Below are 19,856 nucleotides of genomic sequence, written 5' to 3' on the forward strand. Positions count from 1 at the left end.
ACGGTGCGTGCGCCGCAGCCTAATGTCCGTGATTACTCCAGCGATGAGCGTAAATCAGGCGGCGCGCCTGAGATCCATCTCCGACAACGATGTTGGGAGGCGATGCAGGTGGCACCATCGACGCCGACGGGCACGCGGCACGGCGGACGAACCGACCCGGCCGGCCCCGCGAACCGGGCCAGCAATGCGACGCGGGCCGGCAATGCGACGCGGGCCGGCAATGCCATCCGGGCCGGCAACGCGATCCGGCGCCGCAATCTGCGGCTGGGGTTGGCGTTCATCAGCCCGTGGATCATCGGCTTCCTCGCCTTCGTCGCCTATCCGCTGATCTACTCCCTGGCCGTCTCGCTGCTCAACTACACCGGCCTGCAGCAGCCGACCTTCGCGGGAGTCGGCAACTACACCCGGATCGCCCAGGACCCGCTGGTGGTCAAGTCGACCTGGAACACCCTGTTCTACGCCGGCCTCGCGGTCCCCCTCGGCCTGGCGGTCGCGCTCGTCCTGGCGCTGTGCATGAATGCGCGGGTCCGCGAGGTCGGCCTCTATCGCACCGCGCTGTATCTCCCGTCGCTGGTGCCGGTGTTTGCGCTGAGCTTCATCTTCGTGGTCTTCGTGAATCCGCAGTACGGCCTGTTCAACCGCATCGTCGGTTGGTTCGGCCTTCCGCCGGAGAACTATCTCGGCGACCCGACCTCGGCCAAACTGATCATCGTCTTGATGGCGCAACTGGCGGCGGGCAATGCGGCGCTGATCTTCCTCGCCGGACTGAACAACATCCCCGACTCGCTCTACGAGGCCGCGACGGTCGACGGTGCGGGGCCGCTGCGCAGATTCTTCGTGATCACCCTGCCACTACTCTCCCCGACCATCCTGTTCAACCTGGTCACGGGGATCAGCGGCGGGCTGCAGATCTTCACCCAGGCCTACATCCTGACCGAGGGCGGGCCGAACAACGGAACCCTCTTCTACCTGTACTACCTGTACAAGAACGCCTTCTCCTACGCGCAGCTGGGGTACGCCTCGGCGCTGGCGGTCGTGCTCTTCCTCGTCGGACTGCTGCTGGCGGTGCTGATCTACACGCTGTCGCGGCGTTTCGTGACCTATGAGGTGAACGGATGACGACCGAACTCACCCGCCCCGCGGGGGCGACCGATGCGGGCCCCACGGGCACGACGGACACCCCACCGGGTCGGCCGGGCGGATGGCAGGCCCAGCAGCGACGCGGCCGCTTGATCGGAAAAGGCCTCGCCCGGCTGATCATGATCGTCATCTCGTTGCTGTTCCTGGTGCCGCTGTACTGGATGGTGATCACCGCGCTGAAGACCAGCGAGGAGCTTGCTGCCTTCCCGCCGACCTTCTGGCCGACCGACCCACAGTGGGGCGTGTTCGCCGAGACGGTGCAGGCGTTCCCGTTCTTCCGAATGTTCGCCAACACCGTGCTGGTCACCGTGGCGTCGACCGTGCTGGTCACGCTGTCCAGCTTCGTGGTCGCCTACGGCTTCGCCTGCATCGACTGGCCCGGACGCGACAAGATCTTCTATCTGGTGCTCGCCACCTTGTTCATCCCGTTCCCGCTGGCGATCATTCCGATGTTCGACCTGTTCGCCTGGTTGGGTTGGGTGAACACGCTGCTGCCGCTGATCGTCCCGTCGATGTTCGCCAGCGCGTTCTACATCTTCCTGCTCCGACAGTTCCTGAAACAGACCGCCCAGGACACCATCGACGCCGCCAGGATCGACGGCGCATCGGAGTGGCAGATCTGTTGGCGGGTGGTCTTCCCGATCGCCCGGCCGGCGCTCGTCGCGGTCTCCATCTTCGCCGCCGTGCTCGCGTGGAACGACTTCATGGGTCCGCTGATCTATCTGCAGGACCCGTCGGTGCAGACCCTGGCCATCGGCCTGCAGATGTTCAGCACGGAGACCGACACGCAGTACAACCAGCTCATGGCCGCCTCGATCATGACGCTCGTCCCGTTGATCGTCTTGTTCGCGATCTTCCAGCGGTACTTCGTGCGCGGACTCAATGTGGGAGGTTTCCGGTGATGCATTCGTTGCCAGTGAGTCGCCGGACCCTGCTGCTGGCCGCGGCAGGCGCAGCGGCTGTGCCCACCTGGGCAGCTTGCGCCCCGGCCCGCAGGCCGAACGAGATCGTGGTCTGGGTGAAGAGCGGTTCGTCGGACATGATGGAGTCGCTCGGCATACTCGCCGAGACCTACCAGCAACGCAATCCCGGCAAACTCGTCCGGCTGGTCACGGTGCAGAGTCGCGGCGACGACGATGCGACGCTGCTGATCACCGCGATTCGCGGGAACACCGCGCCGGATGTGTTTCTCGGCGACCGGTTCACCTTCGCGCAGTTCGGCAGCCGTGGACTGTTGCAGGACCTCTCCCCGCTGCTGGCGGGCGAGGACGCCGATCTGCTGGGCGGCTTCCTACCCTTCACGGTCAACGAGGCGGCCTACAACGGGGCTGTGTACGGCATCCCGTTCGACACCGACAGCCGCGGTCTCTACTTCAACAAGGGCCTGTTACGAGACAGCGGCGTCGACCCGGCGGTGCTCGATCCGGCCCGCGGGGCGCCCACCTTCGATCAGGTGTGGGAGATCGCCGACAAGGTCAGCCGGACCGACGCCGCCGGCAGCTACACCCACCTCGGCTTCATCCCGTGGGAGGAACAGGCCTGGCCGTTCACCTGGTGTCTGGCCAATGACGCGGTCATCTTCGACGAGGCGAGCTGTCGGATCGCCGTGGACGACCCGGGCTTTCGTCAGGTCTATGCCGACTACCGCGACTGGGCCCGGCGACTCGACTACCCCAAGGTCGACGCATTCGTGGCCACCTACAAGCCGCCGAACGCACCGCCCAGCCAGTCCCCGTTCTTCAACGACCGGCTCGCCACCAGCGTCGTGTTCTCCAACTTCATCTTCAACCTCAAGAAGTACGCCCCCAAGCTCGACTGGGGGGTCACCTATCTTCCGGTGCGGGCCGACGGCGACGAGCCCTACTCGTGGTCGGGTGGGTCCGGCTTCACCATCCCGACCGGCGCCGCCAATGTCGAGGACGCCTGGGAGTTCATCAAGTTCATGACATCGCCGCAGGGTCAGGCGGTCTGGGTGCAGCGGCAGAACTACCTGCCCACCCGAACGGCGATGCTGAGCGACGAGTCACTGATCGCCGACCAGCGCTTCTTCGCCGATCTGCTGATCGGCGGCTACGGGCATTCGCGTCCGCCCCTGCCGGTCGGGCCCGCCCTGTGGGAGGCGATGAACACCGCGCGCGAGGGCGTCCTGCTCGGCCAGAGCGGGCCCGACGAGGCGATGGCCGAGATCGCCCGCCGGGTGCAACCCGAGCTCGATCAGTACTGTCCGGTCTCGCCCGGGCTCGGGCGTTGATCACGCTCAGCCGGCCGGGCGTACCTCGAAGGTCCGCGACGGCTGCGCGATCTCGTCCTGGGCGGCGACCAGGGCCAGCTCGGCGCTGTCGGCCTCGGTGGTGATCCGCAGCACGGCATGGACCACGTCCGCCGTGGTGCCGAGCGCCTCGGCGGTGCTCCGGCCGCCCAGCAGCTCGGTGAAGAATGTCGCCGCCGTCAGGTCGCCTGAGCCGGTGAAGGTCCGGTCCAGCCGCGGGGTGGTCACGCTCCAGGCGCCATCACCGTCGACGGCGACCATCGACAGCCCCTCACCCTGCAGCCCGTCCGCCTGCAGCCCCGCCTGCAGTTCGGGCACGTCGACGCTGGTCACCAGCACCACGCGCGGCCCGCGCTCGCGCAGCTCACGGGCCCCCGCGAGCACGTCCGGCAGCGTCGGCAGGGCCCGGCCGACCAGGAACTCCAGCTCGAAATGGTTCGGGGTGACGATGTCCGCGGCCGGCACCACGGTGTCGCGCATGAACTCGGGAATGCCGGGTCGGACATACATACCGCGACCGACATCGCCCATCACGGGATCGCAGCAGTACGCCGCGGCCGGATTGCGCCGGCGTACCTGCGCCACGACGTCGAGCACCGCCGCGCCCATCGCCTCCGCACCCTGATACCCCGACAACACCCCGTCGACCCGGCCGAGGACGCCACGCTCATCGATGCCGGTGACCACCTCGCGGACGTCGTCCGGCGTGAGCAGCGGGCCGCGCCACTGGCCATAGCCCGTGTGGTTGGAGAAGTGGACGGTGATCACGGGCCACACCTCCACCCCGCGCCGCATCATCGGGAAAGTGGCGGCCGAGTTCCCGACGTGGCCGTAGGCGACGGTGGACTGGATCGACAAGACGGTGGTCACCGCGGAATTGTGCCACTGCCGCGCCGTCGGCGGGCGATGCAAGAATTCAGCGTGCCGCCCGTCCGCGACGATTCCTCGCCTCCTCCGCGTCACCCGTACTTCGACTCCCCTTTCGTCGCGCTCGCGCATCGCGGCGGCGCGCTGCTGCCGGCCAACCTCGGCAAGGAGAACACGCTGGCCGCGTTCGCCAACGCCGTCGAGCTCGGCTATCGCTACCTGGAGACCGATGTGCATGCGACCGCCGACGGCGTGCTCGTCGCCTTCCACGACAGCGTGCTGGACCGGGTCACCGACGAGACCGGCCGGATCGGCGAGCTGCCGTATGCCCGGGTACGCCGGGCGCGGATCGGCGGCAGCGAGCCGATCCCGACCCTGGCCGAGGTGCTCGACGCCTTCGACGCGCGGCTCAACATCGACCTGAAGGCGGACGCGGCCGTCGCGCCGCTGGCCGCCGCGATCCGACGGCACGGTGCGGCGGACCGGGTCTGCGTGGGGTCGTTCTCGTCATCTCGGCTGCGGGCGTTCCGTCGGCTCGCCGGACCGTCGGTCGCCACCTCCGCCGGACCCCTCGCCGTCGCGCGCAATGCCTTCGCCCCGCTTGCCCCACGCCGGGACCCGGATGCGGGGTACGCCTACCAGGTGCCCGTCAGTCACACCTGGCGGGGCATCCGAGTGCCGGTGATCACCCCGCGCTTCGTCGCCCGCGCCCACGCGGCGGGACGGCAGGTACACGCGTGGACGATCGACGACCCCGACGAGATGGGCCGGCTGATCGATCTCGGTGTCGACGGCCTGGTCAGCGACCGGATCGATACCCTGCGCGACGTGCTGATCGAACGGGGTCTGTGGTGAGCGTCGGCGACGCGGTGCCGCCGCGTCCGAGCCGGGTCGCCGCCGCCGCGTGGGCGCTGTGGGACTGGGGATCGGCGGCGTTCAATGCGGTGATCACGACCTTCGTGTTCGTGCCCTACCTGGCCCGGGCGGTCGCTCCGGCCGAGGGGCCCGTCAGCGGCACCGAGTACGTCGCCCGCGCGATGGCGATCACCGGCCTGGTGATCCTGGTCTTCGCGCCGGTGATGGGCCAGCGCGCCGATGCGCGCGGCCGCCGCCGCTCCAGCCTCGGGGTGTGGTCCGCGCTGACCTGGCTGATCATGTTCTCGCTCTTCGCGATCAAGGACTCCCCCGACTATCTGCTCGCGGGTCTGGTGCTGATCGGGCTCGGGAATGTCTGCTTCCAGTTCGCCGAGGTCAACTACTTCGCGATGCTGCCGCAGGTCTCGACGCCGGCGAATGTCGGCCGGGTCTCGGGACTCGGCTGGGGCATGGGCTATTTCGGCGGGATCGTGTTGTTGGCGCTGGTCTACTTCGGCCTGATAGCCCCCGAGGTCGGCTGGTTCGGGGTGACCGCGGACGAGGGAATGAAGTATCGGGTCGTCGCCGTCGGGGCCGCGGTGTGGTTCATGATCTTCGGCCTTCCGGTGCTGTTCGCGGTGCCGAGGAATGTCCCGCCGCCGGGGTCGCGACCGCTCGGGCCGATCGCGGCGTACCGCAAGCTGTATGCCGATGTTCGCACCCTCTGGCAGACCAGGCGGTCGGCGGTCTGGTTCCTGCTCGCCAGCGCGCTCTACCGAGACGGGCTGGCCGGCGTGTTCACCTTCGGGGCCGTGCTCGCGGTCACCGTCTACGGGCTCAGCGAGAGCCAGGTGTTGATCTTCGGCATCGCCGCGAACGTGGTCGCCGGCCTGGCCGCGGTGATCGGCGGCCGGATCGAGGACCGGGTCGGCCCGAAGCCGGTGATCATGGCCTCGCTCGCCCTGCTGGTCGGCGCCGGCACCGTGCTGCTGTTCGTCAGCGGCCCGACGATGTTCTGGATCTTCGGGCTGATCCTGTGCCTGGCGGTCGGGCCCGCGCAGGCCTCGTCGCGCAGCTACCTGGCGCGACTCGCGCCGCGGGGGCACGAGGGCGAGATGTTCGGCCTGTACGCCACGACCGGCCGCGCCGTCTCGTTCGTCGGCCCGGCGCTGTTCGCCGCGTTCGCTGCCTGGGGAGGCGACCGACTCGGCACGCTCGGCATCGTCGTCTTGCTGCTCGCCGGTGGTCTGTTGCTGTGGCGGTTGCCGAACACCCCGGCGGCGGCACCGGATCCGGCCGTCGGCGACGGCTCGCCGAGCGGGAGGGAATGATCCCTGCGGGACAGACGTTGGACAGCGGTGACGGCTCGACACGGGCGACAGGTTGCCCCCACGCGTGCCACCATGAGAAGGCGGCGGGAACATTCGTGGCCGCCGCGACGTTGTAGGAGCTAGTCCAAGGAAAGGCAGGGAATCATGGCTGACCGTTCACTGCGTGGTACGGGCTTGGGCAGCAAGAGTTTCGAGGACGAGGCCGGAGTCGAGTTCGCCGCCCGCCAGGAGCTGGGTTTCGACTGCCCGAAGGGCCACCACTTCACCAAGATGTTCGCCGTCGAGGCCGAGCTGCCCACCGAGTGGGAGTGCCCGCGCTGCGGCGCCGAGGCCGTCCGCTCCGACGGTGTCAAGGGCGAGGCCAAGGAGGCCAAGCCGGTACGCACCCACTGGGACATGCTGCTGGAACGGCGCTCCATCTCCGAGCTGGAGGAATTGCTGCACGAGCGCCTCGACCTGCTCCGCGCCGGCGAGCTGACTCCGATGGAGATCTCCAAGGCCGAACGGCCGCGCGCGTCCCGGCGTACCAGCCGCTGACGCACGATCGGCAACGCTGACCGATGGCCCGGGTCCGATGATCCGGGCCATCGGCATGTCCGGGCCCGGTCAGCCCTCGATCGTGCGCCGCTGCCCCGGCTCGGGATCGTCCGGCGGATCGACCACCTCGCCCTCGATCACCATGCCGGCGCCGCGTGCTCGGAAGGTGTCGACCTGGTCGCGCAGCCGGCCGAACCGGCGATTCAGGTACGCCCCGAGCGCGGCCCGGGCCACCGGGCGGGTGAACGGCAGCAGCAACAGCAGGCCGATCACGTCGGTGATCAGCCCGGGGATGATCAACGCCACCCCGCCGATCAGCACCAGCGCGCCGTCCAGCAGCGGGCGCCCCGGTTCGGCCCCGCTGCGGGCGGCGCTCTCCAGCTTGCGCCAGGCGCGGGCACCCTCCCGGCGGATCAGCCAGCCGCCGAGCAACGCTCCGGCGAGCAGCACGAGGAGGGTCCACCAGCCGATCTGTCCGGCCAGCGCGATCAGCACCCAGATCTCGGCCACCGGCAGCGCGATCAGCCCGGCCAGGATCGCCAGCGAGGCCCATCCGTTGCGGCGCCGCGGGGTGCCGGCCGGCGGCGGCTGCACGGGCGAGGTCATGACCCCATGGTGCCAAGCCGCCCCTAATGTCGGGCGCGGTGGACCTGCTTCGACCGGCCGCGCAGACGGCGGGCCCGATGCACGCCACCGGTGAGCAGCCGCTGCAACTGACCGACGCGATGCTCCAGCCCCCACAAGGCGGTGCGGATCATCGCCTCGATCACGATCGCGCGGCCCATCTTCGACGCGCCGTGCTCGCGCTCGACGAACGTGATCGGCACCTCGGCGACGCTGAACCCATTGCGCACGGCCCGCCAGGTCAACTCGACCTGGAAGCAATAGCCGGCCGACGCGATGTCGTCGAGCTCCAGCCCGCGCAGCGTGCGGGCATGGAACGCGTTGTAGCCGCCGGTGGAGTCCTTGACCCCGATGCCGAGCCACATCCGCACCCACAGGCTCGCGCCGCGCGACAGCAGCTCGCGCGAGCGGGGCCAGTTCACCAGCCGGCCGCCGCGGACCCAGCGCGAACCCTTCACCATGTCGGCACCGGACAGCGCGTGCAGCAGCCGCGGCAGCTCCTCGGGCGCGTGCGAGCCGTCGGCATCGCATTCCACGAGGATCCCGTAGCCGCGGTCCAGCCCCCAGCCGAAACCGGCGAGGTACGCGGCGCCGAGGCCTTCCTTGCCGCGCCGGTGCAGCACATGCACGTGATCATCGGCCGCCGCCAGGGTGTCGGCGATCCGGCCCGTGCCGTCCGGGGAATTGTCGTCCGCGATCAGCACGTGCGCGGCCGGTACCGCCCGGCGCAGGCGGCCGACGAGCGACGGCACGTTGTCGGCCTCGTTGTAGGTCGGCACGATGACCAGCGGGGTCGTCGCCAGGGCCGGGTCAACTGACAAATTCGTCACCTCGGTGATGGTGGGTCGGGGCGCGTCACCGGCCGGCCGCGCGGCCGGAAGCGATGCCCGTCGATGCTACCCGCCCGCGGAGCACCGTCCGTGCGATGGCCACGCCGATCGCCCCGGCACCGAGCGCCGCCAGCAGCCAGGTCAGCGGGGCGCCGATCGCCATCGCCGGGGTGGTGGCCTCGCGTACCGGCATCTCCACGACAGTGGACGCCGGCTCGCCGGGGGTGGCCTCCCACAGCACCGTGCCGTTGCGGTCGACGAAACCCGACAGCGCATTGGTCGTGGCGATCGCCACCTCCCGCCGGGTCTCCATCGCCCGGGCCCGGGTGATCGCGAACTGCTGGTCGAGCTGGCCGGTACGCAGATAGGTCGCGTTGTTGGACTGCACCACGAACAACTGCGCCCCCGACGTCGCCTCCCGGACCGTGCTGTCCCAGGCCAGCTCGAAACAGATCACGTCGCCGATCGCCAGGGCCCGCCCGTCGCCGAGGCGTACCTGCATCAGCCCGGGTTCCGTGCCGGGCACCGACTGGGCGCCGACCAGCCGCAGCATCGGCACGAGCGGCAGCAACACCTGGCGCAGCGGGATGTACTCGCCGAAGGGGACGAGATTGCGCTTGTTGTAGCGGGCGGTGATGCCGATGTGCGGATCCCACCACAGCGCGGCGGTCTGTCGTTCGTCGGCGCCGGGGCCGTCCATCACGGCGCCGACCAGGATCGGTACGCCGGTCAGCTCGCTGGCGGCCTGCACGATCTGGCCGGTCTGCGGATCGGTGGTGGGGTCGATGTCGGTGGAGTTCTCCGGCCACAGGACGAAGTCGGGCCGGGGCAACTCCCCCGCGTTCACCCGCGCCATCAGGCCGACGGTCTCGCTGAGGTGATTGTTCGTCACCGACCGGGCCCGGCCCATCGCGCCGATGCCCACCCCGTCGACATTGCCCTGGACGATGCCGACCCGCACCGGCGCCCCGACGCCGGCGGCGGGCTCGGGCTGCCATGCCCGCCCGCCGAGACCGGCCAGCAGAACCGCGGTCGCCACGACGATCACCTGTGCCGCGACGCGGCGCCGGGCGGCCGGGTCGGGCCAGGCCGCGACGAGGGCCGCGAGGCCCTGGCCGGCGAGCGCGACGAGGAAGCTGACCCCGCTCACCCCGACGAAGGCGAAGAGCCCGGCCAACGGGGTGTCGACGGCCACATAGGCCAGCCGCGTCCAGCCGAAGCCGTCGAACGGGACCCGGGAGTAGCTGAACTCGCACAGCGACCAGGCCGCGGCGGCCCACACCGGCCAGCCCGGCAACCGGGTGACCAGGGTCAGCGCGGCACCGAGCCCGCCGAAGAACAGAGCCTCGAAGGCGACCAGCGCCGCGGCCACCGGCACGGCGATCACATAGGTCCAGCCGACCGTGACGGCCATCAGCCCGAGCCCGAATCCGAAGCCGACGCCGAATCCGGCCCGCGGTCGCAGCCCGATGCAGGCGAGGGTCAGCGCCGCCACGCCGAACAGCGTGAGCGGCCAGGCGGCGGTGGGTTCCCAGCCGAGTCCGGCGAGCAGGCCGATCAGCGCCGCGGCGCCCATCCTGGCCGGGCCGCGCAGCCGCGGCACCAGCACCCGGGGGGTCGTCGGCTGCGGCGCGCGTACCTGCTGAGCGGTCACCAAGACAGCGTAGGCGACGCCACGCAGCGCGGCCGGATGTGCGTACCCCCTAGACGACCGGGCGGTCCTCGAACGGTACCGACAAGACGAGCGTGGTCAGGGTGGAGACGGCGAGCTCGGTCCGGATCCGGGTCAGCAGGGCCTCCAGCGCGAGCGGGTTCTCCACCTGCACCTTGATCAAATAGCTCGGGTCTCCCGCGACCGAGTAGCAGGAGGTCACCTCGCTCATCGGTTCCATCCGCTCGGCCAGGTCGTCGGGCTGGCTCGGGTCGAACGGGCGGAGCGCGATGAACGCGGTCAGCGTCCGGTCGAGCGCGCCGGGGTCGATCCGGGCGTGGTAGCCGGTGATCGCCCCGCGCTGCTCGAGCCGGCGTACCCGCTGTTGCGCGGCCGAGGTCGACAGGCCGGTCTCCTTGCCGATGTCGGTGTAGGACATGCGGCCGTCGCGGGCCAGCAGCTCCAGGATCAGGCGATCGGTCTCCTCCATCCCCCCATCCTTGCAGTAGCGATCCGACCGGGGGCCGCGTGATTGAATCACCGGGTGAGTCACGGGCGCCTGATGTTGTTGGACACCGCTTCGTTGTACTTCCGCGCGTTCCATGGGCTGCCGTCGACATTGCGCTCCCCCGACGGCCGCCCGGTCAACGCGGTGCGAGGCCTGCTCGACTTCATCGCGCGGTTGATCACCGACTATTCCCCGGACGCGCTGGCCTGCTGCTGGGACAACGACTGGCGGCCGTCGTGGCGGGTCGAGCTGCTGCCGAGCTACAAGACGCACCGGGTCGCGCCCCGGGTGCCGGCCGGCGCGCCGGTGGGGGCCGGCGGGGTGGGCGCGGAGTCCGGCACCGCCGAGGAGGCGCCGGACGAGCTCGAGGCGCAGGTCCCGGTGATCATGGAGGTGCTCGATGCGCTCGGGCTGCCGGTGATCGGCGCGGACGGCTACGAGGCCGACGACGTGATCGGCACGTTGGCGACGACCTGGTCCGGCCCGGTCGACGTGGTGACCGGTGATCGTGACCTGTTCCAGCTCGTCGACGACAAGCATCCGGTGCGGATCGTCTACACCGCCCGCGGGATGAGTCGGTTGGCCGAGGTCGACGACGCATGGGTCCGCTCGAAGTACGGGATCGCGCCGTGGCAGTACGCCGACTTCGCCGTCCTGCGCGGCGATCCGTCCGACGGCATTCCCGGGGTGGCGGGGATCGGTGAGAAGATCGCCGCCAGCCTGCTCGGCGAGTACGACGATCTGGCCGGGCTGATGCGTGCGGCGATGGATTCCGATTCGTCGCTGACCACCGCCACCCGGCGCAAGCTTGCCGACGCCGTGGACTATCTCGGGGTCGCCGGCGAGGTGGTACGCGTGGCCCGCGACCTGCCCCTCCCCCAGCCCGGACCGCTCCCCGGCCCGCCCGGCGCCCGGTTCGACGAGCTGGCGGAGCGTCACGGCCTCGGCAGTTCGGCCGACCGGATCCGGAAGGCCCTGGCCGCCCGGGCCGGCTGAGAACGGGTCGGGCGGTCCTTTGGTTCGGGCCGGGTCGGCGGTCGAGGTCGCGGGTGGCGCACCAATCTGACTCTCGTCGCGGGTGGCGCAGACCGCAACCGCGCCGCCACGCCGCGCGCGCTCCCGCTGCCGCCCCCGAGAGTCAGATCGGTGCGCTCGGCGCCCAACGCCCACATCCCGCACCCTGCCGGTCGGGTCCGCGGCTGCCGGTTGAGCCCGTGCCTGCCGGTTGAGTCCGCGGCTGCAGATTGAGCCCGCGGCACCGGCGTACCCGCGACATCCGCGAGCCCAACCGGCACCCGCGAACGGTGCAACCCTCGCGTCTGCCGGTCCAGCCCGCGCCTGCCGATTCAACCCGCGCCTGCCAGTTGAGCCCGCGTCTGCCAGTTGAGCCCGTACCTGCCGGTCCAGCCCGCGCCTGCAGGTCGAGCCCGCGGCGACCGGAGAAGTTCGGTGACAATTCCCCGGATGCTCATTACTCTGTTCCCGTCCGGCCGCTCGGGCCGGGCACCGTCGGCGATGCGCCCGAAGCAGCGGAGGAGGCGAGATGCGACAGTTCATCGGCACGCGGCCGGAGGACGGCCGCGCCGTTCTGCTGCCCCACCACCTCGCGACGCGGATAGGCAGCCGCCCGCCGATGGGTGTGCGTGTCGTCGCACACCTCGCTGAACCGCTCGCGCCGTGCGCCGGGCGGTTTTTTGATCCCCGCGTCCCGGGCCGGCGCGAGGGCGCGGCGCGATGAGCGGGGTCCTGGTCCTCAACGCGGACAACACGGCGCTGCACACGGTCTCGGTCAAGCACGCCATCGGCATGCTCGTCCGCGAGGTCGCGATCGTCGAGGAGGCCCGCGAGGGCGCGGTGATCGGGCCCTATCCCTGGCCGCTGGTGCTGCGGCTGGTGCGCTACGTCAAGACCGCTTTCCTGTACGCCCGGGCCCCCGGCTGGACCAAGCGCGGCGTGCTCCGCCGCGACCGCCACACCTGCGCCTACTGTGCCGGCCACGCCAGCACGGTGGACCACCTGGTGCCCGTCTCCCGGGGCGGCAGAAATACCTGGTCGAACACGGTCGCAGCCTGCGGCCCGTGCAATGCACGGAAGGCCAACCGGACCCCGGAGGAGGCGCGGATGCGGCTGGCCTGGATCCCGCGGACGCCGACCCGCGCCGCCCTCGCCGCCCGCTGACGGGGTCAGTCGCGGCGCAGCTCGTAGACGGCTGAGCCCGCGCGCAGGTTCGCGGCGCGGCGCGACCAGCGGCGCACTTGGCCGGACTCGTCCAGCACCACCCGGGTCCGGATCCGCAGCCCGAGGGACGCGAACAGGTCCTCCAGATCGACCAGGGTCGTGTGGTGCAGGTTCGGCGTGTCGTACCAGGCGTGCGGCAGCTCCCGCGACATCGGCATCCGCCCCCGCAGCAGCCGGAGCCGGTGCCTCCACAGCCCGAAGTTCGGCACGGAGACGATCATGGTCGGGGCGATCCGCCGCATCTCGGTGAGCACCTGTGCCGGGTGCTGGATCACCTGCAGGGTCTGGGAAAGGATCACCACGTCGTAGGAGTCGTCGGCGAAGTCGGCGACCTGGTCGTCGACATCGCGCTCGATGACGGGTACGCCCGCCCGGATCGCGGCCAGGACGGCGTCCGGGTCGATCTCGACCCCGGTGCCGCTACAGCCCCGGTCATCGCGCAGGTACGCCAACAGCGCGCCGTCGCCGCAGCCCAGATCGGCCACCCGGGCGCCGCGCGGCACCAACTCGACCAGTGGCAACTGGTCGCGGCGCAGGCCGCCGACGAGGCTCACGCGGCCACCGCGCGGGCGCGGGCGGGGCTGTCCAGGAAGGCGGCCACGGTGGACTGGTAGGCGGGTAGTTCCAACAGGAAGGAGTCGTGGCCCCAGGGCGAGGGAATCTCGCGGAAGGTGACCGGCGCCCCCGCCTGTTCCAGCTCCCGCACGATGCGCAGGGAGTGGCCGGAGTCGAAGCGCCAGTCGGAGTCGAAGGACATGATCAAGAAATCGGTGCCGGCGTCCACCGCGCCCGCCGCCGCTGCCGGCCCGGCGAACGGGTCGAAGTAGTCCATCACCCGGGTCAGGTAGAGATAGGACATCGCGTCGAACCGGGTCAGGAACGACTTGGCCTGGTGGGCCAGATAGGACTCCACCGCGAAGTCGACGCCGAAGCCGCCGCCGGCGCGGTCCGGGCTCTGGAACCGCCGGCCGAACTTCTCCGACATCGCCTCCTCCGACAGGTAGGTGATGTGGGCCATCATCCGGGCGATGGACAGCCCGGTCGCCGGCGTGGTGCCGCGTTCGGCGTACCGTCCGCCGGCGAAGCCGGGATCGCGCAGGATCGCCTCCCGGGCGACCGCGGAGAAGGCGATGTTCTGCGCGGTCAGCCGGCTCGAGGCGGCGATGATCACCGCGCGGTCGATCTGCCCGGGATGGGTGAGGGTCCATTCCAGTACCTGCATCCCACCCAGGGACCCGCCGACCGCGGCATGCAGCCGGTCGACGCCGAGGTGGTCCAGCAGCGCCCGGTGCACCCTGACCAGGTCGGCCATCTGCAGCAGCGGGAAGTCCAGGCCCCAGGCCTCGCCGCCGTCCGCCCGGGCGCAGGACGGACCGGTGGTGCCGCGACAGCCGCCGAGCAGATTCGGGCAGATCACGAAGTACCGATCGGTGTCCAGGGGCCGGCCGGGACCGACCATGGTGTCCCACCAGCCGCGCCGCCCGTTCTCGTCGACCCCGGCGACGTGGGAATCGCCGGTCAGGGCATGGCAGACGAAGATTGCGTTGTCGCCGGCGGCGTTCAGGGTGCCGTGCGTGGTGTAGGCGACATCGACCTGATCGATCATCGCCCCGCTCGCGAGCGTCAGGGGATGATCACGATCGAACAGGCGGACCGTCGGCACCCCGGCACGCTAGGCGGGGCCCCGCGCCGAGCGCTCGGCATCTCAGGAGGTGGACCGGGCCAGTGGGAGCGCCGCCAGGCGTTCGTGTCGCGCGCGGCCGCGAGGTCCCTCGCCGAGGTGGGAGGCGATCAGCCAGAGTTCGTCGACCGTCCACTGCCGGCTGCGGTGGGTGTCGAGGATCTGCAGCCAGCGGCCGGCCTCGAAACGGCGGTTGGCCCGGGCGAGGGTGAGGTGTGCGGTGAAGTTGCTCCCGTCCGGTTCGGCGCCGACCCGGTTCGCCGCGCTCCGGGTACGCCGGGACAGCCGCGCGAGCTCATCGGCGCCCGGCGCCAGACCGAGCCACAGCACACGCGCGGCATCCGGCGGGCCGAAACAGCCGGCACCCGTCAGGGCCGCGGCGAAGGGCGGCACGACGGAGGTGGCGGCCGTCAGCTCCGCGATCAACGGCTCCACGGCGCGATCGGGGACCCGCGGCAGAAACGCCGTCGTCAGGTGCCACTGCTCCGCCGGCGTCCAGCGCAGCCGCGGGTCGGCGCCGCGGCGCGGCTCGACGAAGGCGTCGAGATCGTCGATGACATCCTCGGGCGGCAGGGCGGCAACGAACATCCGGTGCGACATGACCCGGCGAGTCTAGGCCCCTGAGCAGAGCCAGGCCGCTGGAAGAATGCCGGTCGCGGATGATTGGCTGGGCCCGTGCAGGAGGTACGCCACAGCGCGGTCACGGTCGCGGTCACCCGGCTCGTCGACCCGGCCCAGGCGCGCGAGGCCGATGCCTGGGCGCGGGCGGGTCAGGATCTCGCGCGGCAGGCGCCGGGCTATCTCGGCTCGGGTTGGGTCCGCGATCCCGGTGAGCCGCGCGCCTGGCACATGCTCTACCGGTTCGCCGATCCGGAGAGCCTCGCGGCCTGGGAAGGGTCGCCGGAGCGGGCCTGGTGGATCGCGGCCGGCAGCGACCTGGTGCGTACGCATCGCGAGCAGCGACTGACCGGCATCGAGGGCTGGTTCGACGTGCCGGTCGGCGAGACCGGCGCCGGCGAACCGATGATGATCACCGCACCGCCGCGCTGGAAGCAGGCGGTCAGCATCTTCGTGGTCTTCTTCCCGTTGAGCCTGCTGGTCAACTGGCTGCTCGGTCTGGTCATCGGCGGGTGGCCGTTGCCCGTCCGGGTGCTGCTGGCGACCGTCGTCCTGACCCCCCTGATGACCTATCTTTTCCTGCCGTGGATCACGGCGCTGCTGCGCCCGTGGCTGCACGCGCGACCGAGGGGGCGGCGATGAGGAACGGGATTCCCGATTTCGGCACCATGGTGACGATGATCCGGGTCGTCGCCGCCGTGGTCGGCGCGGCCTTCGTCCTGATGGGCTGGTCGGCGATGCGCCGGGCACGGGCCCTGCGCCGGGACGGGGTCCGGGCGTCGGGCCAGGTGGTGGCGCTCGACGTTGACCACGACTGGTCGATGGACCGCGGCGCGAGCGTTTCCTACCCGGTGGTCGAGTTCGCGCTGCGCGACGGCCGGATCCATCGCGCCCGCTCCGATGTCGGCTCCTCCCCGGCCCCGGCGCGCGAGGGCGATCAGGTGACCGTCTACTACGACCCCGCCGACCCCGACCGATTCACCCTGGACGGGCCGGGCAATGCGATCGGCCCGCTGCTGGCCGCGGTCGGCGCACTGGTCCTGCTGGGTGCCGCGATCGGCCCCTGGCTGTTGACGGCCTTCGGCTGACCGGCCCGCCGGCCGAGGGCCGCCGCCGCAACCACGACCACGGTCGCGTTGGTGCCGGTTGTCGCGGTGGGCACAGTTGGGGTGTCGACCGGAGGAGAGCATGACCACCTACCTGAGCCTTGCCATGCAGGCGATGCTGCTCGGCGCGCTCACCTTCGGGGTGGTCCTGATCCCGCTGATCGTGGTGCAGGCGCGGCGTTTCGGCGGGCTGAGCCTGACCCGGATGGCGGCCTTCGGGATGGTCGCGGTCTATGCGTTCGCGCTGCTGGCCTACACCATGTTGCCGATTCCCGACGGATACGGCGAGGCCTGGTGCGCCCGCTACGACGTGCGGGTCCAGCCGGAGCCGTTCGTCTTCGTCCACGACCTGGCCGCGGCCTATGCCGCGGGCGGCGCGGGTGGCCTCGCGTCATCGTTCGCGCTGCGCCAGCTCTTGCTCAATGTCGTGCTGTTCGTCCCGCTCGGCGTCTTCGGCCGGCGCCTGCTGGAATGGCCGGCCGCGGTCACGATCCTGGCCGGCATCGGCGTCTCCGCGCTGATCGAACTGACCCAGGGCACGGCGGCGTTCGGCCTGCTTCCGTGCCGCTGGCGGATCGCCGACGCCGACGACCTGATCGCCAACACTGTCGGCGCGGCGATCGGGGTCGCCATCGCCCCGCTCGTGCTGTCCTGGGTGAGCCGGGCCCGCGCGCTGGAGGGCCGTCGGCTCGATCCGCGCCCGGTGACCCGGGCCCGCCGCTGGCTGGGCGCGGTCGTCGACGCGGCGCTGTTCGCGGTCGTGTTCGCCGCGGTCGAGCTGGGTGCGCGGGCGCTCGATGCGATCGCGGACACGCCCAGCTTCCTGCCCGAGACCGGGGTCGGCGTGGCGCGCTGGCTGCTGCCGGCACTGTTGGTCTTCGTGGTTCCTGCGCTGTCCCATCTCGGCGCGTCGGCAGGCCAGCGGCTGTTGTGGCTGGTTCCGCGCTGGACCGACGGGGCGGGTACGCCGATGCGCCGGCTCGCCCTGGCGCTGCTCGGGCCCGCGCTCCCGGCGCTGGCGATGGCGGCGGCGCAACTGCCGGGGCTCGGTGCGCTCGGCTACACGGCGCCGGTCTGGCTGCTCGGGCTGCTGGTCGCGGGACTGCTCAGTCGCGATGGCCTGGCTGCCGCGCTGACCGGGGCGCGGTACGCCGACTCCCGCACGGCCCCGGTGCTGGCCGATCGCCCGGAGCACCACTCCGAATCCCGCGACGGAGCCGCCCGGCCACACTAGGGTCTCCGCATGGAGCAGGCGGCAGGTGAGCGGGCCGAGGAGTCGACCCGGACGGTGGTCATTGCGTTCGCGGCGAATGCGCTGGTCGCCATCGCCAAGTCGGTCGCCGCGGCCTTCACCGGTTCGGCCTCGATGCTGGCCGAGGCGGCCCACTCCTGGGCCGACACCGGCAACGAGGTGTTTCTGCTGGTCGCCAACCGACGCAGCCGCCCCCGCCGCGATCCGAGCCACCCCCTCGGGTACGGCCGCGAGGCCTATGTCTGGTCGATGTTCGCGGGCTTCGGGCTGTTCACCGTCGGCGCCGTGGTCTCGATCCTGAACGGGGTGAACACGCTGCTCCATCCGGAACCGGCCGAGCACCTGGTGATCAACTACGTGGTGTTGGCGATCGCCTTCGTGCTGGAGGGGTTCTCCTTCCGGCAGGCGCTCAAGGAGGCTCGGCAGGAGGCGGAGCTGGCCCACATGTCGGTGCTCGGGGTGATCAACCACACCTCCGTGCCGACGCTGCGTGCGGTCTTCGTCGAAGATCTCGGCGCGCTGATCGGTCTGCTCATCGCCGCGCTGGGCATCGCGGCGCACCAGCTCACCGGCAGCCCCGTGCCCGATGCTGTCGGATCGATCATGATCGGCCTGCTGCTGGCGGCGATGGCGATCTTCCTGATCCAGCGCAATCGGGAGTTCTTGGTGGGGCAGACGGTGCCGGCGCGCTGGCGCAACCGCGTGCTGCGGATGCTGCTGGCCCGACCGGAGATCGACCGGGTCAGCTATCTCTACTGTGCCTTTGTCGGTCCGCGCCGGGTCTACATCGTGGCGGCGGTGGATCTGGTCGGCAATGACGACGAGACGCGGCTGGCCGAGCGGCTGCGCGCGTTGGAGGCGGACCTGGAGACTCATCCGGACATCGCCGACGTGGTGCTGACGCTGGCGGCGCCGGCCGAACCGTCGCTGCATCCGACCGACGAGGCGCCGGCCGGCAGCGGCGGTGCCTGATCAGCCCATCCCCGTCACGGTCAACACGATCAGCACCGCGTTCAGAGTGCAGACGATCGCCGCGATCGCCACCCCGGCGGCCCGGAGCGCCGGCGGGTCGACGAACGACCCCATTAGCGACCGGTCACCGGTCAGCCTGATCAGCGGCAGCACCGCGAACGGGATGCCGAAGCTCAGCACGACCTGACTGATCACCAGCGCCCGGGTCGGATCCGCCCCGAGGACGAGCACGGCCAGCGCGGGGGCCAGCGTGATCGCCCGGCGCGCGAGCAGCGGTATCCGGGTACGCAACAACCCGCCCATGATCGAGGCGCCAGCATAGGCCCCGACCGAGGCCGACGCGAGCCCGGAGGCGAGCAGTCCGACCGCGAAGATGGTGCCGATGCCGGCGCCGAGGCTCGCGGCGATGGCGGCATGGGCGCCGCCGATGCTGTCGGTGCCCGGCGCGCCGCGCAGGCTGGTTGCCGCGAGCAGCAGCATCGCGATGTTCACCGCCCCCGCGACGGCCAGCGACAGCCCCACATCCCAACGGGTCGCGGCGAGCAACCGGCCCAGCACCGCCGGCGGGTGGCCGCCGCCGTGCCGGTCGCGGGCCAGGGCGGAGTGCAGATAGATGACGTGGGGCATCACCGTGGCGCCGAGCATGCCCGCCGCGAGCAGCACCGTCTCGGTGCCGGCGAATCGCGGCACCAGTCCCCCGGCCGCGGCGGCCCAGTCCGGCGGGGCGACCACCAGCCCGGCGAGGAAGCCGACGACGATCACGGCGAGCAGCCCGATGATCACGAACTCGAACGGACGCTGACCGCGCCGCGACTGGACGACCAGCAGGGCCATCGAGACGACGCCAACGATGGCGCCGCCCAGTGGCAGCGAGATCCCGAACAGCAGGTGCAGCGCGATCGCCCCGCCCACCACTTCGGCGACATCGGTCGCCGCCGCCACCAGTTCGGCCTGTGCCCAGTAGGCCAGTCGGGTACGCCGCCCCAGGCGCTCGCGCAACAACTCGGGCAGGCTCTGCCCGGTGACCAGGCCCAGCTTGGCCGACAGGTACTGCACGACCACCGCCATCGCGTTCGCCACCACCAGCACCCACAACAGCAGGTAGCCGAAGGCCGCACCGGCCGTCAGATTGGTGGCGACATTGCCCGGATCGACATAGGCCACGGCGGCGACGAAGGCCGGACCCAGCAACACCGGGGTCCGGCGCAGCGATGTCCGGACCGCTCCCACGAACAGAAGTCAAGCATGTCCCGCTTCCGCGGGGCGACCTCAGCCCCCTCGCGAGTTGCGCGCCAGCATGATCACGCTGACGATCAGGCCTCCCCAGATGGTCAGCATCGCGAGCAGCATGAAGAAGATTGCGACGGTGGTCATGGC

The 19,856-nt window shown here is 71.0% G+C and carries 23 protein-coding genes; 13 read left to right on the forward strand and 10 right to left on the reverse strand.

Going from position 1 to position 19,856, the window contains the following annotated elements; translation table 11 throughout:
• The first annotated feature begins 108 nt into the window (after positions 1–108).
• The 3 genes from GGQ54_RS17250 to GGQ54_RS00065 are packed head-to-tail and all read left to right on the forward strand — an operon-like array spanning position 109 to position 3,391.
• On the forward strand, positions 109–1,119 hold the full coding sequence (locus GGQ54_RS17250; RefSeq protein WP_343045791.1) for a carbohydrate ABC transporter permease: 1,011 nt from the start codon (positions 109–111) through the stop codon (positions 1,117–1,119).
• Positions 1,116–2,042, forward strand: coding sequence for a carbohydrate ABC transporter permease (locus GGQ54_RS00060; protein ID WP_179443530.1), 927 nt, complete (start codon positions 1,116–1,118; stop codon positions 2,040–2,042). The genes GGQ54_RS17250 and GGQ54_RS00060 overlap by 4 nt, the downstream gene beginning before the upstream one ends.
• A gap of 14 nt (positions 2,043–2,056) precedes the next feature.
• Entirely contained in the window at positions 2,057–3,391 is a 1,335-nt protein-coding gene (locus GGQ54_RS00065; RefSeq protein ID WP_179443531.1) for an extracellular solute-binding protein, read from the forward strand.
• Between the two features lie 6 nt (positions 3,392–3,397).
• Here the strand turns inward: GGQ54_RS00065 and pdxY are convergent, their stop codons facing one another.
• Positions 3,398–4,279 carry a pyridoxal kinase PdxY gene (gene pdxY, locus GGQ54_RS00070; protein ID WP_343045792.1) on the reverse strand — a complete coding sequence of 294 codons (882 nt, stop codon included), beginning with the start codon at positions 4,277–4,279 and terminating at the stop codon, positions 3,398–3,400.
• Positions 4,280–4,330: 51 nt separating this feature from the next.
• Between pdxY and GGQ54_RS00075 the strand changes: the two genes are divergently transcribed.
• From GGQ54_RS00075 to GGQ54_RS00085, 3 genes are all read left to right on the forward strand, one after another.
• Positions 4,331–5,131 (forward strand): glycerophosphodiester phosphodiesterase family protein, encoded by an 801-nt coding sequence (locus GGQ54_RS00075; protein ID WP_343045793.1) that lies wholly within the window; start codon positions 4,331–4,333, stop codon positions 5,129–5,131.
• Positions 5,128–6,462, forward strand: a complete 1,335-nt coding sequence (locus GGQ54_RS00080; RefSeq protein WP_343045794.1) for an MFS transporter — start codon at positions 5,128–5,130, stop codon at positions 6,460–6,462. Before GGQ54_RS00075 ends, GGQ54_RS00080 begins: the two co-directional genes overlap by 4 nt.
• Before the next feature lie 144 nt (positions 6,463–6,606).
• Complete coding sequence (locus tag GGQ54_RS00085; protein ID WP_179443535.1) at positions 6,607–6,999, forward strand: RNA polymerase-binding protein RbpA; 393 nt, start codon at positions 6,607–6,609, stop codon at positions 6,997–6,999.
• A 69-nt stretch (positions 7,000–7,068) separates the two neighbouring features.
• On the opposite strand, the gene GGQ54_RS00090 is transcribed toward GGQ54_RS00085, so the two are convergent.
• Genes GGQ54_RS00090 through GGQ54_RS00105 form a run of 4 tightly spaced genes read right to left on the reverse strand, consistent with a single transcriptional unit; the run spans position 7,069 to position 10,594 of the window.
• Positions 7,069–7,605 (reverse strand): FxsA family protein, encoded by a 537-nt coding sequence (locus tag GGQ54_RS00090; RefSeq protein ID WP_179443536.1) that lies wholly within the window; start codon positions 7,603–7,605, stop codon positions 7,069–7,071.
• A 23-nt stretch (positions 7,606–7,628) separates the two neighbouring features.
• The gene (locus GGQ54_RS00095; RefSeq protein ID WP_218843914.1) at positions 7,629–8,444 is read right to left on the reverse strand and encodes a polyprenol monophosphomannose synthase; all 816 of its coding nucleotides are present in this window, start codon (positions 8,442–8,444) and stop codon (positions 7,629–7,631) included.
• 34 nt (positions 8,445–8,478) lie between these two features.
• Positions 8,479–10,107 carry an apolipoprotein N-acyltransferase gene (gene lnt / locus GGQ54_RS00100; protein WP_179443537.1) on the reverse strand — a complete coding sequence of 543 codons (1,629 nt, stop codon included), beginning with the start codon at positions 10,105–10,107 and terminating at the stop codon, positions 8,479–8,481.
• Between the two features lie 49 nt (positions 10,108–10,156).
• On the reverse strand, positions 10,157–10,594 hold the full coding sequence (locus GGQ54_RS00105; protein ID WP_179443538.1) for an Lrp/AsnC family transcriptional regulator: 438 nt from the start codon (positions 10,592–10,594) through the stop codon (positions 10,157–10,159).
• 54 nt (positions 10,595–10,648) lie between these two features.
• Between GGQ54_RS00105 and GGQ54_RS00110 the strand changes: the two genes are divergently transcribed.
• The 3 genes from GGQ54_RS00110 (at position 10,649) to GGQ54_RS00120 (ending at position 12,790) form a co-directional block, all read left to right on the forward strand.
• A complete protein-coding gene (locus tag GGQ54_RS00110) occupies positions 10,649–11,608 on the forward strand; it encodes a 5'-3' exonuclease (RefSeq protein WP_343045795.1) in 960 nt (319 codons plus the stop codon).
• Between the two features lie 547 nt (positions 11,609–12,155).
• Entirely contained in the window at positions 12,156–12,350 is a 195-nt protein-coding gene (locus tag GGQ54_RS00115; protein WP_179443539.1) for a hypothetical protein, read from the forward strand.
• Positions 12,347–12,790, forward strand: coding sequence for an HNH endonuclease (locus GGQ54_RS00120; RefSeq protein WP_179443540.1), 444 nt, complete (start codon positions 12,347–12,349; stop codon positions 12,788–12,790). Before GGQ54_RS00115 ends, GGQ54_RS00120 begins: the two co-directional genes overlap by 4 nt.
• A 5-nt stretch (positions 12,791–12,795) precedes the next feature.
• Here the strand turns inward: GGQ54_RS00120 and metW are convergent, their stop codons facing one another.
• The 3 genes from metW to thpR are packed head-to-tail and all read right to left on the reverse strand — an operon-like array spanning position 12,796 to position 15,131.
• The gene (gene metW, locus GGQ54_RS16615; RefSeq protein WP_343045796.1) at positions 12,796–13,404 is read right to left on the reverse strand and encodes a methionine biosynthesis protein MetW; all 609 of its coding nucleotides are present in this window, start codon (positions 13,402–13,404) and stop codon (positions 12,796–12,798) included.
• Complete coding sequence (gene metX / locus GGQ54_RS16620) at positions 13,401–14,513, reverse strand: homoserine O-acetyltransferase MetX (RefSeq protein ID WP_343045797.1); 1,113 nt, start codon at positions 14,511–14,513, stop codon at positions 13,401–13,403. The genes metW and metX overlap by 4 nt, the downstream gene beginning before the upstream one ends.
• Positions 14,514–14,555: 42 nt before the next feature.
• Positions 14,556–15,131 carry an RNA 2',3'-cyclic phosphodiesterase gene (gene thpR / locus GGQ54_RS00130; RefSeq protein WP_179443541.1) on the reverse strand — a complete coding sequence of 192 codons (576 nt, stop codon included), beginning with the start codon at positions 15,129–15,131 and terminating at the stop codon, positions 14,556–14,558.
• 75 nt (positions 15,132–15,206) lie between these two features.
• Between thpR and GGQ54_RS00135 the strand changes: the two genes are divergently transcribed.
• The 4 genes from GGQ54_RS00135 (at position 15,207) to GGQ54_RS00150 (ending at position 18,479) form a co-directional block, all read left to right on the forward strand.
• Positions 15,207–15,791 carry an antibiotic biosynthesis monooxygenase gene (locus GGQ54_RS00135; RefSeq protein WP_179443542.1) on the forward strand — a complete coding sequence of 195 codons (585 nt, stop codon included), beginning with the start codon at positions 15,207–15,209 and terminating at the stop codon, positions 15,789–15,791.
• Positions 15,788–16,237, forward strand: coding sequence for a DUF3592 domain-containing protein (locus GGQ54_RS00140; RefSeq protein WP_179443543.1), 450 nt, complete (start codon positions 15,788–15,790; stop codon positions 16,235–16,237). Before GGQ54_RS00135 ends, GGQ54_RS00140 begins: the two co-directional genes overlap by 4 nt.
• 100 nt (positions 16,238–16,337) lie before the next feature.
• On the forward strand, positions 16,338–17,489 hold the full coding sequence (locus tag GGQ54_RS00145; protein ID WP_179443544.1) for a VanZ family protein: 1,152 nt from the start codon (positions 16,338–16,340) through the stop codon (positions 17,487–17,489).
• Positions 17,490–17,498: 9 nt separating this feature from the next.
• On the forward strand, positions 17,499–18,479 hold the full coding sequence (locus GGQ54_RS00150) for a cation diffusion facilitator family transporter (protein WP_179443545.1): 981 nt from the start codon (positions 17,499–17,501) through the stop codon (positions 18,477–18,479).
• Here GGQ54_RS00150 and GGQ54_RS00155 read toward each other — a convergent pair whose 3' ends face one another.
• Both GGQ54_RS00155 and GGQ54_RS00160 read right to left on the reverse strand, forming a co-directional pair.
• Complete coding sequence (locus tag GGQ54_RS00155; RefSeq protein WP_425487388.1) at positions 18,480–19,709, reverse strand: Nramp family divalent metal transporter; 1,230 nt, start codon at positions 19,707–19,709, stop codon at positions 18,480–18,482.
• 39 nt (positions 19,710–19,748) lie between these two features.
• Positions 19,749–19,853, reverse strand: a complete 105-nt coding sequence (locus GGQ54_RS00160) for a methionine/alanine import family NSS transporter small subunit (RefSeq protein WP_179443546.1) — start codon at positions 19,851–19,853, stop codon at positions 19,749–19,751.
• Positions 19,854–19,856 lie beyond the last annotated feature (3 nt).

The sequence above is a fragment of the Naumannella cuiyingiana genome (assembly GCF_013408305.1).
In the GTDB taxonomy this organism is placed as follows: Bacteria; Actinomycetota; Actinomycetes; order Propionibacteriales; family Propionibacteriaceae; genus Naumannella; species Naumannella cuiyingiana.